Genomic DNA, 14,172 nt, shown 5'->3' with positions numbered 1-14,172 from the left:
GATTTTTTTATTGCAATTCAAGCAAACTTCAACACTATCTCTATACTTCGAAGTAATCGTTTTCATTCTATATATACGCTATGTTTAAATTAAAGGATTGAACGCCTGATAAACATAATATATATAGTTGGGCGCTTGTCATATGGACAACGTGTCCGAATACGATGCGGTAAGCCATGGGTGCACCGCATCGAAAAATAAGGAGGATTTTCATTTATGCCAAAACGATTTAGCAGAATGCTCGCGTTCCTCTGTTGCTTGGTAATGGTGGCGTCGCTAATGCCTACCAGCTATGCCGCCGCCACTGACAACATCGAGAACGCAGAAGCGAATGAAACACCCACCGCCATTTTTGGAACTCCCGAACTCGGGTCAAACGACCCACTCTGGGGCCAGACCATGGAGCATCACATCAACAAAAGCACTGTGCCCGCCGATCCCAGACCCCATGCCACGGGCACAGCCAAAATCCTTTGGGACCATGACTACCTGTATTCCCGAGTAGTTGTGAATGACAGTAATCTATATCAGGGAGCTGGCGGAGATCACCAGTACGACAGCCTGGAGTTTTATGTCGGCACCGGAACCGGAGGCTCAAACCAATGGCGCGTCAGCGCGTCGGGTGTGTTCTCAGGGCAGGCCGCTCCGGGCAGAGCTGCATGGACCCAGATCACGGAAACAGGATATATCGTGGAGATGAGAATACCCAAAAGAACCTTGACCTTGGAGGAGGGCAAGCTTACCTTTGAGGTTTATATTAATAACTCAACGGAAAAGGGCGGTGACCGCTATGAAGTCGTTTCCAGTTTCGGAGATCCGGACGCGGCTTACACCAGCGCTGCTTCTTTTACAGACAGCCTGCAGCTCTCTTTAGCCAATGAAGTGGACACCAGATTCTCAATCACCGCCACTGCGGGACCGGGCGGCCGAATAACGCCGAACCCACCCGGCGATGTTCTGAGAGTAGATCGGGACTCTAACAAAGAATTTACGTTTACCCCCGATTCCGGCAAAATGGTGGATACCGTAACGGTAGACGGCGAGACCGTGACTCTATCTGCTGGCACTTATACCTTTTCGAATATTGAGGCTGACCATACAATTCACGTAACATTCAAAAACGATCCGGACGCGGGGATACTTCCCTTTATCGTATGGAATGACAACTTCGCCAGTGGCGAGTACACAACGGCTGTCATCATCGACTTAGGCGAGGGGAAGGCAGCGTTAGGCTCCGAGCTTAATTCGGGCTTGTTTACCTTGTCAGCCAGAAACACAACCCTGAACGGCGAAGCGGTGACCTTTGAAGGAACGCGCAAGATCACAAGGGTATACGCTAATGACGAACCGAAGGTACGCGGCTATCTGGGGCCGGTAAGCAATTCACCAGATTATCAGGACGGACTGGCAAGCGGCCGTTACATCGTAGTTGAGTCTGAGTTTTATTCAGCGAGCGGCGGCAAAACAACGCTGGATGGCAGCAGTAACTCGACAAAGCAGGTTTACAACATCGTCCCAAACGGAGAGATCGTACTGACAGAAGGGAGTCCACTTCGCAACGTGGTTTTTGAACAGGAAATAGTTGTGAATCCGATCCTTGACAAGTTTACAACATTCACGGACAATTCGGTCAATCGCTCGCTCTACCTTCACAAGGATGAAGACGGTAAAGTGATCAAAGGATTGCCGCTGTATGTTTATACCCACGGCATGTCACGCGGCGGCACAAACGCTGCGACAGACCAAAAAGCGGCCATGAAATCCGCCAACGGCTCGGTCGCTCTAATGAAAAAAATGGAGAAAAATCCTGACAAGTACGCCAGCCATGTACTGAATATTTCCTATAATGGCGTATCTGTTCCCTCAACAGAGAATGTTAAGAAGGTCATAGACGCCCTGATTGCCAGCGGCGAAGTAGACCCTAATCGTGTTTACGCGGCGGGCTTCTCATGGGGCGGCCAGTATACAAACAACTTAGTTAACAGCCATCCTGGCTTCTTCGCCGCCGCCGCACCTATGGCCCCGGTAAGCGGTTCACCGAATGCTAAGGACAACGACGCTCACAACAATCTGGCCTATTGGATGTTTTTAAATGCTCATAATGTTGGAGGCTACCAGACTAACCTCAATAACTTCATCAATAACAATATGCCAAAAATGATCAACGCGAGGGCTTCGCGCTTTGAGAGTAATGAGGTCCTTACGTGGCCCTACAATCAATTTGATCAGCCAAATCTGAGGCCTAATCCGGCCAACACACCTGTTCTGGCTGATTACATAGCCCACGAAGTTGAAGCGGCGGTTCTTTACAACCAGATAACTATGGGGAATTGGAGCATAGCTCCCACGGCGCAGTCCTCTAACTTGCCGGCTTGGAACAATGACTACACAGACGTCTTTGATTGGATGTTCGCGCAGAGAAAACCGGTCGTGCCAGGTGCTCCGAGCGGCTTCAAGGCGACAGCCGGTGACGGACAGGTCACATTGAACTGGTCCGCCCCTGCTGACGACGGTGGCAGTGCGATCTTGGGCTACAAGGTATGGTATGGCAACGGGACGCCGATCACACTGGATGCGACGGAGACCAAATATACCTTCAAGAACCTGACAAATGGCCAAGGCTACAACTTCACCATCATCGCGGTGAATGCAAAGGGCGACGGCGCGGAGATCAGTGCTACGACGACGCCGATGAAGACGACGACTCCCACTGTGCCTGATTCTGGCGGCAATACGGGAAACACCGGAAATACCGGAAATACCGGCAACATCGGTAATACGGGCAACACCGACAATACGGGCACCGGGACAGACGCTGGAACGTTGAAGTCGACCTACACAGTGAATACACCGAAGGATAAACCCGCGATCACAGACAAAAACGGCAACACCACCCTTCCCGGTGGCGGCGAGATTGCGACCAAAGGCGGGACGAAGATTAAGGTACCCGAAGGCACATCGATAGACTCAAACGGTAAGTTAACCATTCCGGCAGACAAGAGCGCCGAAGTGATACTACCCGGCGACAACAGCACAGTGACCATTTCGGGAGGATCGACGATAGCGAGCGACGGTACGGTTACAGTAGGCGGCAAAGACGCGCATGTGACCCTGCCCAACGGCAACCGTGTGGATATTCACGGCGGATCGAAGATACGGAGCGGCGGAGCGGTTGTGGTAGGACCGAGCGGCGCAAAAGTTAGCTTAGATAACGGCATGTCGTTGAACATCCGTGAGGGTACGGAGCTGGCGTTTGATGACGTCACCCCACTGGGCTTCCTCGTGATATCGGGCAATCCTTTCAGGGATGCCAACATGGACGACTGGTTTTACAACGATATAAATTTCGCCTACACATACGATCTTTTCAACGGTACGACGTCCACGACGTTCTCACCGGGCAACGCAATGACGCGAGCAATGTTCGTGCAGGTACTGGCCAATCTTGAGAACGTAAACCTCTCCAGCTACACGAGTTCCCGCTTTAACGACGTGACGGACGGACAATGGTACACCGCGGCAGCCGAGTGGGCAGCCGAAAAAGGCATAGTCCACGGTACAAACGCAGACCTGTTTGACCCCAATTCACCAATGACGCGCGAGCAGATGCTGGTGATACTGTACAACTACATGAAGTACAAAGGCTATGAGCTCCCTGAAAGCCAGGCTAAGTCCTTCACGGACGAGAGTGAGATCAGCTCCTGGGCATTGGAGGCCGTTCAGGCACTGCGGGACATCGGCATTGTAGTAGGCAAGCCGGACAACTTCTTTGCTCCCAAAGCCACCGCCACCCGCGCCGAAGTAGCCACGATCTTTGTAAGATTCGTCGAATATCTGGCTAACTGAAAGCGTATACAGATAAATGCAGACCCTTCCGGTTGGACAATATCCAGCCGGAAGGGTCTCCTTGTTTTCAAACTGTACTTTTTTTGACAACTCCACAGTCAGGACTTTAAACCCTCTATTTTTGCATCTAGAATATTCGTCCCCAAGTCCAAAAAATTCTAATTAATTATGCATGTTCTGATTTATTTCACCACAAAAAAAACGCCATCGCAATAATGTGATGGCATTCTTGATTATGGAGCCTAGGGGGATCGAACCCCTGACCTCATCGCTGCCAGCGATGCGCTCTCCCAGCTGAGCTAAGGCCCCAGGATATGAAATAGATAACTTGTCCAACACTGCTACGTTCCACAGGCGACTCCTATATCATATAAAATCCAGCTTTCGCTGTCAATCACTTTCTCAAGATCCAAAGTGATTGGAGAAGAACAACCGATTTCTCTGGTACACACGGACTGGAACTCCAGACTGCTCTTCTCCCTTTACCAACTTCACTAATCCTCCAGATTGTCTTTGGACAACAGGGATTTCAGTTCTTTCATGAACATATTGATATCTTTGAACTGGCGGTATACCGACGCAAAACGGACATACGCCACTTCATCAACTGGAAACAACTGTTCCATCAATAACTCACCAATCTGGCGACTCTCCACTTCAGCATCAGCTGTATTACGCAGAGATTTCTCCACTTCAGATACCATCATCTCCAGGGTCTCTACGGAGACTGGACGTTTCTCACAGGCACGAATAAGCCCACGGAGAATTTTGTCCCGGCTGAACTCTTCACGACTGCCATCTTTCTTAATGACGATCAGTGGAGTCTCCTCAATCATCTCAAACGTTGTAAATCTTCGGGCACACTGCTCACACTCACGGCGACGACGAATGGATTTTGCTTCGTTGGCCGGACGCGAATCAAGCACTTTGGTACCCATATAACCGCAATAAGGACACTTCAAAACAGATCACTTCCCACGTTTTACTTTTTACCACATATTCCCTGTACTGATTTTGTAATGAAAAACGCATTGCCGACACATAATACTTTTACCAACCCGCGAGGAGGTGAACAGCAATGGCACAAAGCAATGGTAACTCCAACAACTTGGTGGTAACTAAAGCTTCCGCAGCACTCGAGCAAATGAAATATGAAGTTGCTCAAGAACTCGGAATCAGCATCCCACAAGACGGATACCAAGGTAACATGACTTCTTACGAGAACGGTTCGATCGGTGGATACATCACGAAGCGTCTGGTAACAATTGCAGAACAGCAATTGGCAGGTCAATACCAATAATATCTGCATCGTAATACGCTACACAGAGGAGCATGGAGCGGCCGGTGAATAACCGGCCTGCTCTGTGCTTCTACTTATATACTTAGAACGTATTATAGATCTTTACATACTGATTATAATAGTAAATGACTCTTTGTACATAGTGACGCGTCTCACCAAACGGAATATCTTTCACTGTATCGAACGAGCCATCCCATACACCATCTCTAAGCCAACTGTTTACTTTGCCTGGACCCGCATTATAGGCAGCGATCATAACTGCTTCATTGCCATCAAATTGATCGGACAGATTCCGCAGATACCATGTGCCTAACTGAATATTTCGTTCAGGCTCGTGCTTCAATTCCTCCAGCGAAGTGTCGGGAATTTTGGCTTGTTCCAGTATCCAATTCGCCGTGTCAGGCATCAGTTGCATGAGCCCAATGGCACCTCGTTTGGATTCCTTGCTTGTCTTAAAATTGGTCTCCACCTTGATAATGGAAGCAATCAGAAACGGATCAACCTCATAACTCTGAGATTGGGCACGGATCTCTTCCTTATAATGTATGGGATAGAACCATGCCATCCAGTTTGTATTCAGAAATAACACCAGTACAAAAGACACAAACATCAACAGCAGTACACGTTTCTTACGCAATATCTTCATAACAAACCCTTACGCTGTAGATATGAGTCAATTTGCTGTTCCGTCGCAGGCCATAAGCCGCTGTTATCGATGACAATGTCAGCCAGCTGTTTTTTGCGCTCAATATCCATCTGTACATCCATTCGAGCCTCAGCCTGCGCTGCAGTCATTCCATCCCGACTCATCAAGCGATCTCGTTGCACCGATCTCGGGACATATACAACCATGACTTCCTCGAAACCGTCCTCCAGACCTGATTCGTAGAGCAAAGGAATATCAGATACCACAAGTTTATCCGGATGTTGCAACGCATATGCAGCAGCCCGTTCGCGCATCTCTTTTCGGATCGCCGGATGTGTGATAGCCTCCAATGCCTTTCGTTCCTCTGGTTGTTGAAAAACAATACTCCCAAGCTTTTTCCGATCCAGTGTTCCATCTTCGTTCAGTATGGCTTGTCCAAACCGCTTAACAGCGGCGGCCAACACGGGATGCCCGGGCATCATAACTTCCCGGGCAATAACGTCTGCATCGATGAGCAACGCTCCCTTACTGGCGAGATAGGCGGAAACACTGCTTTTGCCTGTCGCGATCCCGCCGGTTAAGCCTATATTCATCGTTTCACCTCATAACAACTTCATTATTCCCATAATCATTAACAATAGCGCTGGCAATACAGACAGTCTTCGCATCCAGCGCAGAGCTGAGAATCGTAGGCCAACCTTCATGCCGAGTGACAGAAACGCCCCACTAAACAGTGCAATAATGAGTGCTGTCCATAGTGTAGGGAATCCCAGAAGTGCCGCTCCCAAACCTGCTCCAAACGCATCCAGAGACAGGGCAATACCCAGCCACATCGCTTCTTGAGCAGATATACTTCCCGAGTTATCCATATCCGCCTTGGAGGGACTACGAAGGATCTGAATGACAACGCCCAGCTTGCGCAGCTCCAGTGTAAATACCATTCGTTCCAGTGATCCATTTGAAGCCGACTGCTCCAGATCCAGTGCGAGCACCTGATTCCTGCCCTTTGAATCCGACAGTCTCTCTTGTGCTTCTCCCACTCCAGTTACCTTTGCTTCTGCTGCCTCACCCATTCCAGTGTCTGTTTCCAGCTGTTCTTTGCCTTGCTTTCGAATTAGTTGCAACAGTGACCATGCACCAATACCTATCAATATAACGGCTCCCACGATCGAAGCGATATCCGGTGACACCACATGGGACAACAACACACCTACTTGCATCGACAAGGCAATAACCAATCCCGAACAGATCGAAATAACAGCGATAGATAACAGGGGAATCTTAGTCCTCCGTAACCCATATGTAATCCCGACTCCAAAACCATCTAAACTAAGCGCCAAAGCAAGCGCCAGCAATGAAATAAAATGATGCAGCACCCCGGACTCCTCCTCTGTGCGGTACTCGTGCCAACTGAAGATGCCAGTATGGGTATACGCCCGCTTATTTCTGCCATATCAGTATATGGAGGGAGGAATCCAAGGGTGCTATGATTTCATCATTTCGTTCATTCAGTTCATGTTACAGCAGCTGACAGTTCGGACAAAAATGCGTGCCACGGCCACCAACCACCGTTTTTTCAATTAACGTACCACAAGTTGTACAAGGTTCTGATTTGCGTCCATAGATTTTCAGTTGATGCTGGAACATCCCCATCTCACCCTGTCCATTCACATAGGACTTGATGGAAGATCCCCCTGCATTCACTGCATCTTGCAACGTAGCTACAATCGCTTCATGGAGCACCGTTAACTGAGCTTCGGTCAGTGTCTTGGCGATGGTCTCGGGATGGATACCTGCGCGAAATAGAGCCTCGTCCACATAAATATTCCCGATACCAACCACATATGCCTGATTTAAAAGTACAGCCTTGATTTTGGTTGTACGCTTGCCAACCGCCTCGCGGAATGCAGTTACCGTAAAGGCTGGATCAAGCGGCTCCAGTCCCAGCTTCAGCAAAGGTTTGGACACCAGTTCCTCACCTGCATTAAACAGATGCATCGTACCGAACTGACGCACATCCTTATAACGCAATTCCGTACCATCATTAAAATGGAAGATCACATGTGTATGCTTTTCCACATCTTCATGCTGCTCGTACACTCCGTACCTTCCTTCCATCCGCAGATGGGAGACAAGCACCAGCCCGTCCAGCAAAATACGCAAAAACTTGCCGCGGCGCTCCACCCCAATGACGGTATGTCCCGCGAGTTCCATTGCAAATGCATCTATGTCGTCCGGCCGCTGAATAATCCGCGGCAAGCTAACGGTAACATGATCAATCGTTTTGCCCACAATAAGTTGATTCAATGTTCTTCTGACTGTTTCGACTTCCGGTAATTCCGGCATGATGTTCTCACCTCCCCTATATTATAACGGAAGATGGCGCTCAGCGGGACCCTTTTCTTATATCTCGGACATGGAAGGGCCTATTGTAAAATACCGGAAAAACCGCGCAGCACTTGATTTATTTCGCTTCGTACCAGTTATCACCAAAGCTGACTTCTGCTTTCAGCGGAACCGACAGTTCCAATGCTTTTTCCATGACAGAAGGCACTAATTCCTTCATCAATTCCAATTCATCCGCAGGCACTTCGAATACAAGTTCATCGTGCACCTGAAGCAACATACGGCTCTTCAACTTGCGTTCCCGTAGCGCTTCATCCATCTGTACCATGGCCAGCTTGATGATATCTGCCGCTGTTCCCTGAATCGGTGTATTCATCGCCGTACGCTCTGCGAAAGAACGCAGGTTGAAGTTACTGGCATTAATCTCTGGCAGGTAGCGACGACGTTCCAACAACGTTTTGACGTAACCATCCTGGCGAGCTTCCTTCACAATATCATCCATATATCGGCGCACACCCTGGAATACTTCAAAATACTGATCTATAAACTGCGCGGCCTCTTTACGTGTAATATGCAGGTTTTGTGATAAGCCATAATCACTTATTCCATACACGATACCAAAGTTAACTGCCTTGGCGGAACGACGCATATCCCCATCCACATCCTCAGGCTTCACGCCGAATACATCCGAAGCGGTCTTTGTATGAATATCCATATCATTGACAAATGCTTCCTTCAAGCGCTCATCGTCCGAAATGTGGGCTAGTACACGCAGTTCAATCTGGGAATAGTCTGCTGCCAAAATGGACCATCCAGGTTCGGAAGGAACAAATACCTTCCGGATTTTGCGACCTTCTTCCATCCGAATCGGAATGTTCTGCAAGTTCGGGAATTGACTGCTAAGTCGTCCCGTTGCAGCAATGGTCTGACGATAATACGTATGCACCTTGCCATCCCGATTGGATATCTCTTTGAGCAATCCTTCCACATAAGTGGATTGCAGCTTGGCAAGCTGACGATATTGTAAAATATGCTTGACCACATCATTATAAGGAGCCAATTTCTCCAATACTTCCGCATCTGTGGAATAACCCGTTTTTGTTTTCTTCACCACTGGCAAGCCCAGTCTATCAAATAAAATCTCACCCAGTTGCTTTGGTGAATTCAGATTAAATTCCGTTCCTGACAGCTTGTAAATCTCAGCCATCAACCTGCTGATCTGTTCTTCAAACTCACTGCCCAAAGCCTGTAGATCGGCTGTATTGGCCTTGATGCCCTGTTTCTCCATGTCCGCCAATATACGTGACAACGGCATTTCCAGTTCATGGAACAGTGAATTCATCTCATCGGTTTCCAACACCTGCTCCTGAAGTGGAATAATGGCTGCTACTGCAGCAGCCTTCCGACATAGGAAATCCCCCAGTATTTCTACTTCCGGTACCTTGTACTTGGCCCCTTTGCCCATAACCGTGTCATCCTCCACAAGTGAAGGCAGACCATACTTGGTCGTGAGTCCACTAATCGTCTGGTTGGATTCCGTTGGATCAAGCAAATACGCAGCTAGTTGTACATCAAATGACGCACCAGCGAATTCAATGCCATGCGCATGCAGGGCCAGGTCCACACGATGAAGATCATAACCGCGCTTTGGCTGGTCTGAATTACCAAGCCATGCCCGCACTGGAGCCGCAGCTTCGGAATGAAGCAATTCGGGAGATATGAACGTATATGTTCCAGCGGAACCTACAGCAAGTCCAATCAATTTCGCTTGGTGCGGGTTATCCCCATGTGTCTCCACGTGGAGGACATCAATGGAATTCAGTGAACTGAACAGCTCACTGATGTTGTCCTCTGTTGCAATGGAGGATTCAACTTCGGCAGCAGGGACCGCTTCCTGTTCAGAACCGATGCTGCCACTGAACGACAGGCGTTCGAGCAAGGATTTGAATTCCAGCTTGGCCAATGCAGGGCCCGCATTTTCTTCTTTTAATCCAGCGAATTGCATATCCTCCCACGTCTGCTCCAGCGGAACTTCCCGGTGAATCGTCGCGAGTTGTTTGCTCATCCGGGCATCTTCGGCATGGGCCTCGATCTTTTCTTTCATCTTGCCTTTCAGCTCACTTGTGCCGTTCAGTACATCCTCTACCGATCCGAACTGGTGCAGCAGCTTCAACGCTGTTTTCTCTCCAACCCCGGGAATGCCTGGAATGTTATCGGACGCATCGCCCATCAGACCCTTGAGATCAATGATTTGCAGCGGCGTCAGACCATAACGCTCCTTAATCTGAGCAGGATCATACAGCTCAATATCGGTTACCCCTTTACGCGTCAGCCCGATATGTACATGTTCGGAAGCAAGCTGCAGCATATCTTTGTCACCCGATACAACAAGCACCTGTCTACCCGCTTCATCTGCGCGTTTGGTTAACGTTCCGATGATGTCATCCGCTTCAAATCCAGCTAGCTCAAACTGAGCAATGCCAAGTCCTTTCAGCAGTTCTTTGAGCAAAGGGAATTGCTCTGACAACTCTGGTGGTGTTTTCTCCCGTCCACCCTTGTATTCCTGGTACCCTTCGTGGCGGAACGTGATTTTGCCTGCATCAAATGCAACCATGACATGTGTAGGCTTATGCTCTTCAAGCAATCTCAGCAGCATCGTAGTGAAGCCATATACCGCATTGGTATGCAGACCTTTCGAGTTGGTCAGAGGCGGCATTGCAAAAAACGCCCTGTAAATAATGCTATTTCCATCTATGAGAATAAACTTGTCCATTCCAGCACCTCGCGTATTATATGGTCAACCTCTTCAAATTACATCTACTCTCATGATACCATACCCACCTGTCACATCAAAAAGAATAGCCTCTTTCACTTCACATTTAATCGCAAAAAAGAACCTTCTCCACAGACAGCTGTACACAGCCTACCTGAGAGAAAGTCCTTTTCCATTCATATGATTGCATTACTTAATCAGTACCGATTCCCCAATTCCAAATCAATACTCTTCTATTGATTCAGATCTGGACGTTTACCTGTCACCAGGTATACCGTGCTCTCACCAATGTTGGTTGCATGATCGCCAATCCGTTCAATGTAACGTCCAACCATCATCAGCAGCATAGCCTGTGAAGCCTGATTCGGGTGCTCAGTCATTAAAGTGTAAAGATCACTGATCATGTGGCTATACAGTTGGTCCACCTGATCGTCCGTTTGAGCCATTTTATAGGCCAGGTCTGTGTTTTCTTTCAGGAAAGATTCGATGGATTCATCGACCATGGATTTCACGATTTCTGCCATTTGCGGGATATCCACCAGAGGTTTAATCAGCTTCTGTCCATCCATCCGGAGTGTCACCTTCGCCACGTCGAGTGCAAGATCTCCCATACGCTCCAGATCACTGGAGATTTTGAATGCCACAATAATACGTCTAAGATCCTTCGCCACCGGCTGTTGTGTGATGATCAGTTTGGAGCCAAGTTCCATAATTTTGTCTTCAAGGGCATTCAGATTCGCATCATTCTTGATGATGACCTGAGCTTTCTCCGCGTTCATCGTTTGTAAACTCTCAATAGCACCATCCAATGCTGCTCCTACATGTTCACCCATTTGTTTGAGCAAGGTACGCAGCTCTTCAAGCTCCTGATCAAATTCTTTTCTGCGAATCATAGATTTCATGTCCTCCTTATCCATCATCTCCGGGTATGCCGGGATCATTCCAATTCAGCTCGCTTAACCGAACCTTCCAGATATATAATCCTCGGTCCGGGAATCTTGCGGTGTGGAGAATAACGTCTCCGTATCAGCTGCCTCCACCACTTCACCATTCAGGAAAAATACCGTGCGTCCAGATACCCGTGCCGCTTGGTGCATATTGTGGGTAACCATAACGATCGTGTACTTGTGATGCAATTCCTTCACCAGTTCCTCAATCTTCAATGTGGAGATTGGGTCGAGTGCAGACGTTGCTTCATCCATCAGCAGAACGTCAGGCTGTACAGCCAGCGCCCGTGCAATACAGAGACGCTGTTGTTGTCCGCCGGACAAACTAAGTGCCGACTTTTTCAATACATCCTTCACTTCATCCCACAATGCAGCATGGACAAGACTTTGTTCCACCAACTGATCCAGTTCAGCCTTTTGGGTTACCCCGTGCAAGCGCGGTCCATAAGCCACGTTATCGTATATGGATTTTGGAAAAGGATTCGGTTGTTGGAACACCATGCCAACTCGTTTGCGCAGTGTCTCCACTTCAATCTCATTACTGTAAATGTCAGAGCCATTCAGCATAACCTGTCCTTCCACACGAACACCCGGAATCATGTCATTCATCCGGTTTAACGTGCGAAGCAATGTCGATTTACCACAACCTGACGGCCCGATGAACGCAGTAACGGTTTTTTCCGGCAGATCCATCGATATATTTTTAAGCGCGTGATGCGTATCATAATATAAATTAAGATTTTCAATGTGAATGAGGTCCTTCATGGATGTTCACTTCTCCTTCGCTGCAGGGACACGGAAACTCCCTTTACGTTGAGACCGATACTGATAATCTTTCATCGCTGCTCGGCCATCTTTAATATCCTACCCTTTCATTGTAAAAACAGTATCACTTTCATGTTAACGGAATGTAAAAAAGACATCCTTAACCTTCATGATCTGCTTGATGGATCAATCTGATTGCTGATGCCTGCTTTATTGACTACCTTATAGTTTACTCTCCATTCGAAACCATCTCATCCAGCTTCGTACGAATGTGCTCTGCAACTTCTCCAGCTTTCCCGCCTTCCATGGCGATCTCCTCTGCTATACGAGACAAATCTCTCACCGCACTGTTCAGTTGTCGGAACGTTGCTCCCCCTGCGGTGACATGCACCGAACTGTCGTCAATCTCCGCTCCGCTTGCCTTAACCAGTTCAACAGTCTGAAGGGTCAATCCACCAATATTCTCTAGCAATGAAGACATGTTCCCCGCAACCTCACGGGTCTGTTTTGCGAGCGCTCGAATCTCGCCTGCAACAATCTGAAAACCTCGTCCATATTCACCGGCATGAGCTGCTTCAATGGAAGCATTCAGGGCGAGGAGACCACTTTGATCTGCCAGGGAGCGAATGGATTGTGCCATGCCTGAGCCTGTTTTGATCGAATTCAGCATGTGATCCGCATGTTGACCTTGACTTTCCATATGCTGATGTACCCGGTTATAGGAAGCATCAACGTGCTTCAAACTCTCTTCGCCCTGTTTGGACAATGCCATGATCTCACGGGCCTCATGAACGGTCTGATTCGCAGCATTCACCAGCTTGGTGACCGCATCGTTGATTCTGGATATCTCCTGTCTGCTCTCGGTTACTGTACGTATACGCTCTTCCGTAACAGCCTGTTGCAGTCTGCGAGAGAGGGACATTACGTCTCGCATCGTCAGCACACCAAGCAGTCTGCCTTGTTCCGTAACCAGCAGACAATCGTAGAAATGCTGTTCATTCCGTCCAAGTGCGATATCAATAATCGTTGCGGCTTCCATATGAATATCTGCAATAACGGGAGATGTATTCACTACTTGTATGACCGGCTTACGGTAGAATAGATCTGCCGCAAAACGGCCATTTAACATCCGATATAACGTCTCTCGCATTAACAATCCAGTGGGTTCCATCTGCTCATCACACAATACGATACATGGGTGTTCCTGATCCTGATTCATCATCGTGGCAGCTTCTCCACAGGTGGTATGGACTCCCGCGACAGGTACCTGACGATAATAGTCCTGCAAATGGATCACAGATTCTTCAGCAACTAGTGCTACTTCAGTTTGCTCCATTATGGGTGTCGTTAATTCTTCATTATGTAAAACAACATGAGGCTGGTCAGGTTTCACTTCGAGCAACATGGGCATAAATGCGCAATCTCCTTTACGTAATACCTCCGTCTTGAGGTGGGTTATGTAGGTACAAAGTATCACTCAGATAAGTCCATGCTACTCCCTCTACGTAAAGAAAAATCTTCCTTTATGTTAAATGAACGTAAAATAAAA

At 48.2% G+C, this 14,172-nt stretch carries 11 protein-coding genes and 1 tRNA gene; 2 read left to right on the top strand and 10 right to left on the bottom strand.

The features are described from left to right. Window positions 1-216 precede the first annotated feature (216 nt). On the top strand, window positions 217-3,846 hold the full coding sequence (locus CXK86_RS01445) for an S-layer homology domain-containing protein (RefSeq protein WP_101313354.1): 3,630 nt from the start codon (window positions 217-219) through the stop codon (window positions 3,844-3,846). 236 nt (window positions 3,847-4,082) lie between these two features. Here the strand turns inward: CXK86_RS01445 and CXK86_RS01440 are convergent. After that, window positions 4,083-4,155: transfer RNA gene (locus tag CXK86_RS01440), tRNA-Ala, on the bottom strand. 185 nt (window positions 4,156-4,340) lie between these two features. Beyond that, window positions 4,341-4,808 (bottom strand): transcriptional regulator NrdR, encoded by a 468-nt coding sequence (gene nrdR, locus CXK86_RS01435; protein WP_026081166.1) that lies wholly within the window; start codon window positions 4,806-4,808, stop codon window positions 4,341-4,343. Between the two features lie 116 nt (window positions 4,809-4,924). Between nrdR and CXK86_RS01430 the strand changes: the two genes are divergently transcribed. Further along, entirely contained in the window at window positions 4,925-5,146 is a 222-nt protein-coding gene (locus CXK86_RS01430; RefSeq protein WP_017689472.1) for an alpha/beta-type small acid-soluble spore protein, read from the top strand. Between the two features lie 82 nt (window positions 5,147-5,228). On the opposite strand, the gene CXK86_RS01425 is transcribed toward CXK86_RS01430, so the two are convergent. The 8 genes from CXK86_RS01425 to CXK86_RS01390 form a co-directional block, all read right to left on the bottom strand. After that, window positions 5,229-5,792: a lytic transglycosylase domain-containing protein gene (locus CXK86_RS01425; protein WP_062833563.1), complete on the bottom strand. Its 564-nt coding sequence runs from the start codon at window positions 5,790-5,792 to the stop codon at window positions 5,229-5,231. Further along, a complete protein-coding gene (gene coaE, locus CXK86_RS01420) occupies window positions 5,789-6,385 on the bottom strand; it encodes a dephospho-CoA kinase (RefSeq protein WP_101313353.1) in 597 nt (198 codons plus the stop codon). The genes CXK86_RS01425 and coaE overlap by 4 nt, the downstream gene beginning before the upstream one ends. A gap of 9 nt (window positions 6,386-6,394) precedes the next feature. Then, window positions 6,395-7,168, bottom strand: a complete 774-nt coding sequence (locus CXK86_RS01415) for a manganese efflux pump (protein ID WP_036670002.1) — start codon at window positions 7,166-7,168, stop codon at window positions 6,395-6,397. A 142-nt stretch (window positions 7,169-7,310) separates the two neighbouring features. Then, a complete protein-coding gene (gene mutM, locus CXK86_RS01410; RefSeq protein ID WP_036669994.1) occupies window positions 7,311-8,138 on the bottom strand; it encodes a DNA-formamidopyrimidine glycosylase in 828 nt (275 codons plus the stop codon). A gap of 118 nt (window positions 8,139-8,256) precedes the next feature. Continuing rightward, window positions 8,257-10,911: a DNA polymerase I gene (gene polA, locus CXK86_RS01405; protein ID WP_101313352.1), complete on the bottom strand. Its 2,655-nt coding sequence runs from the start codon at window positions 10,909-10,911 to the stop codon at window positions 8,257-8,259. Between the two features lie 233 nt (window positions 10,912-11,144). Beyond that, entirely contained in the window at window positions 11,145-11,804 is a 660-nt protein-coding gene (gene phoU / locus CXK86_RS01400) for a phosphate signaling complex protein PhoU (RefSeq protein ID WP_101313351.1), read from the bottom strand. Between the two features lie 63 nt (window positions 11,805-11,867). After that, window positions 11,868-12,623: a phosphate ABC transporter ATP-binding protein PstB gene (gene pstB, locus CXK86_RS01395; protein ID WP_036609821.1), complete on the bottom strand. Its 756-nt coding sequence runs from the start codon at window positions 12,621-12,623 to the stop codon at window positions 11,868-11,870. Between the two features lie 229 nt (window positions 12,624-12,852). Continuing rightward, on the bottom strand, window positions 12,853-14,034 hold the full coding sequence (locus tag CXK86_RS01390) for a methyl-accepting chemotaxis protein (RefSeq protein WP_101313350.1): 1,182 nt from the start codon (window positions 14,032-14,034) through the stop codon (window positions 12,853-12,855). Window positions 14,035-14,172 lie beyond the last annotated feature (138 nt).

The sequence above is a fragment of the Paenibacillus sp. BGI2013 genome, assembly GCF_002843485.1.
GTDB classification, from domain to species: domain Bacteria; phylum Bacillota; class Bacilli; order Paenibacillales; family Paenibacillaceae; genus Paenibacillus; species Paenibacillus amylolyticus.
Note: the sequence above shows the minus strand (reverse complement) of the source record. Positions and strands in the feature narration are given on the sequence as shown.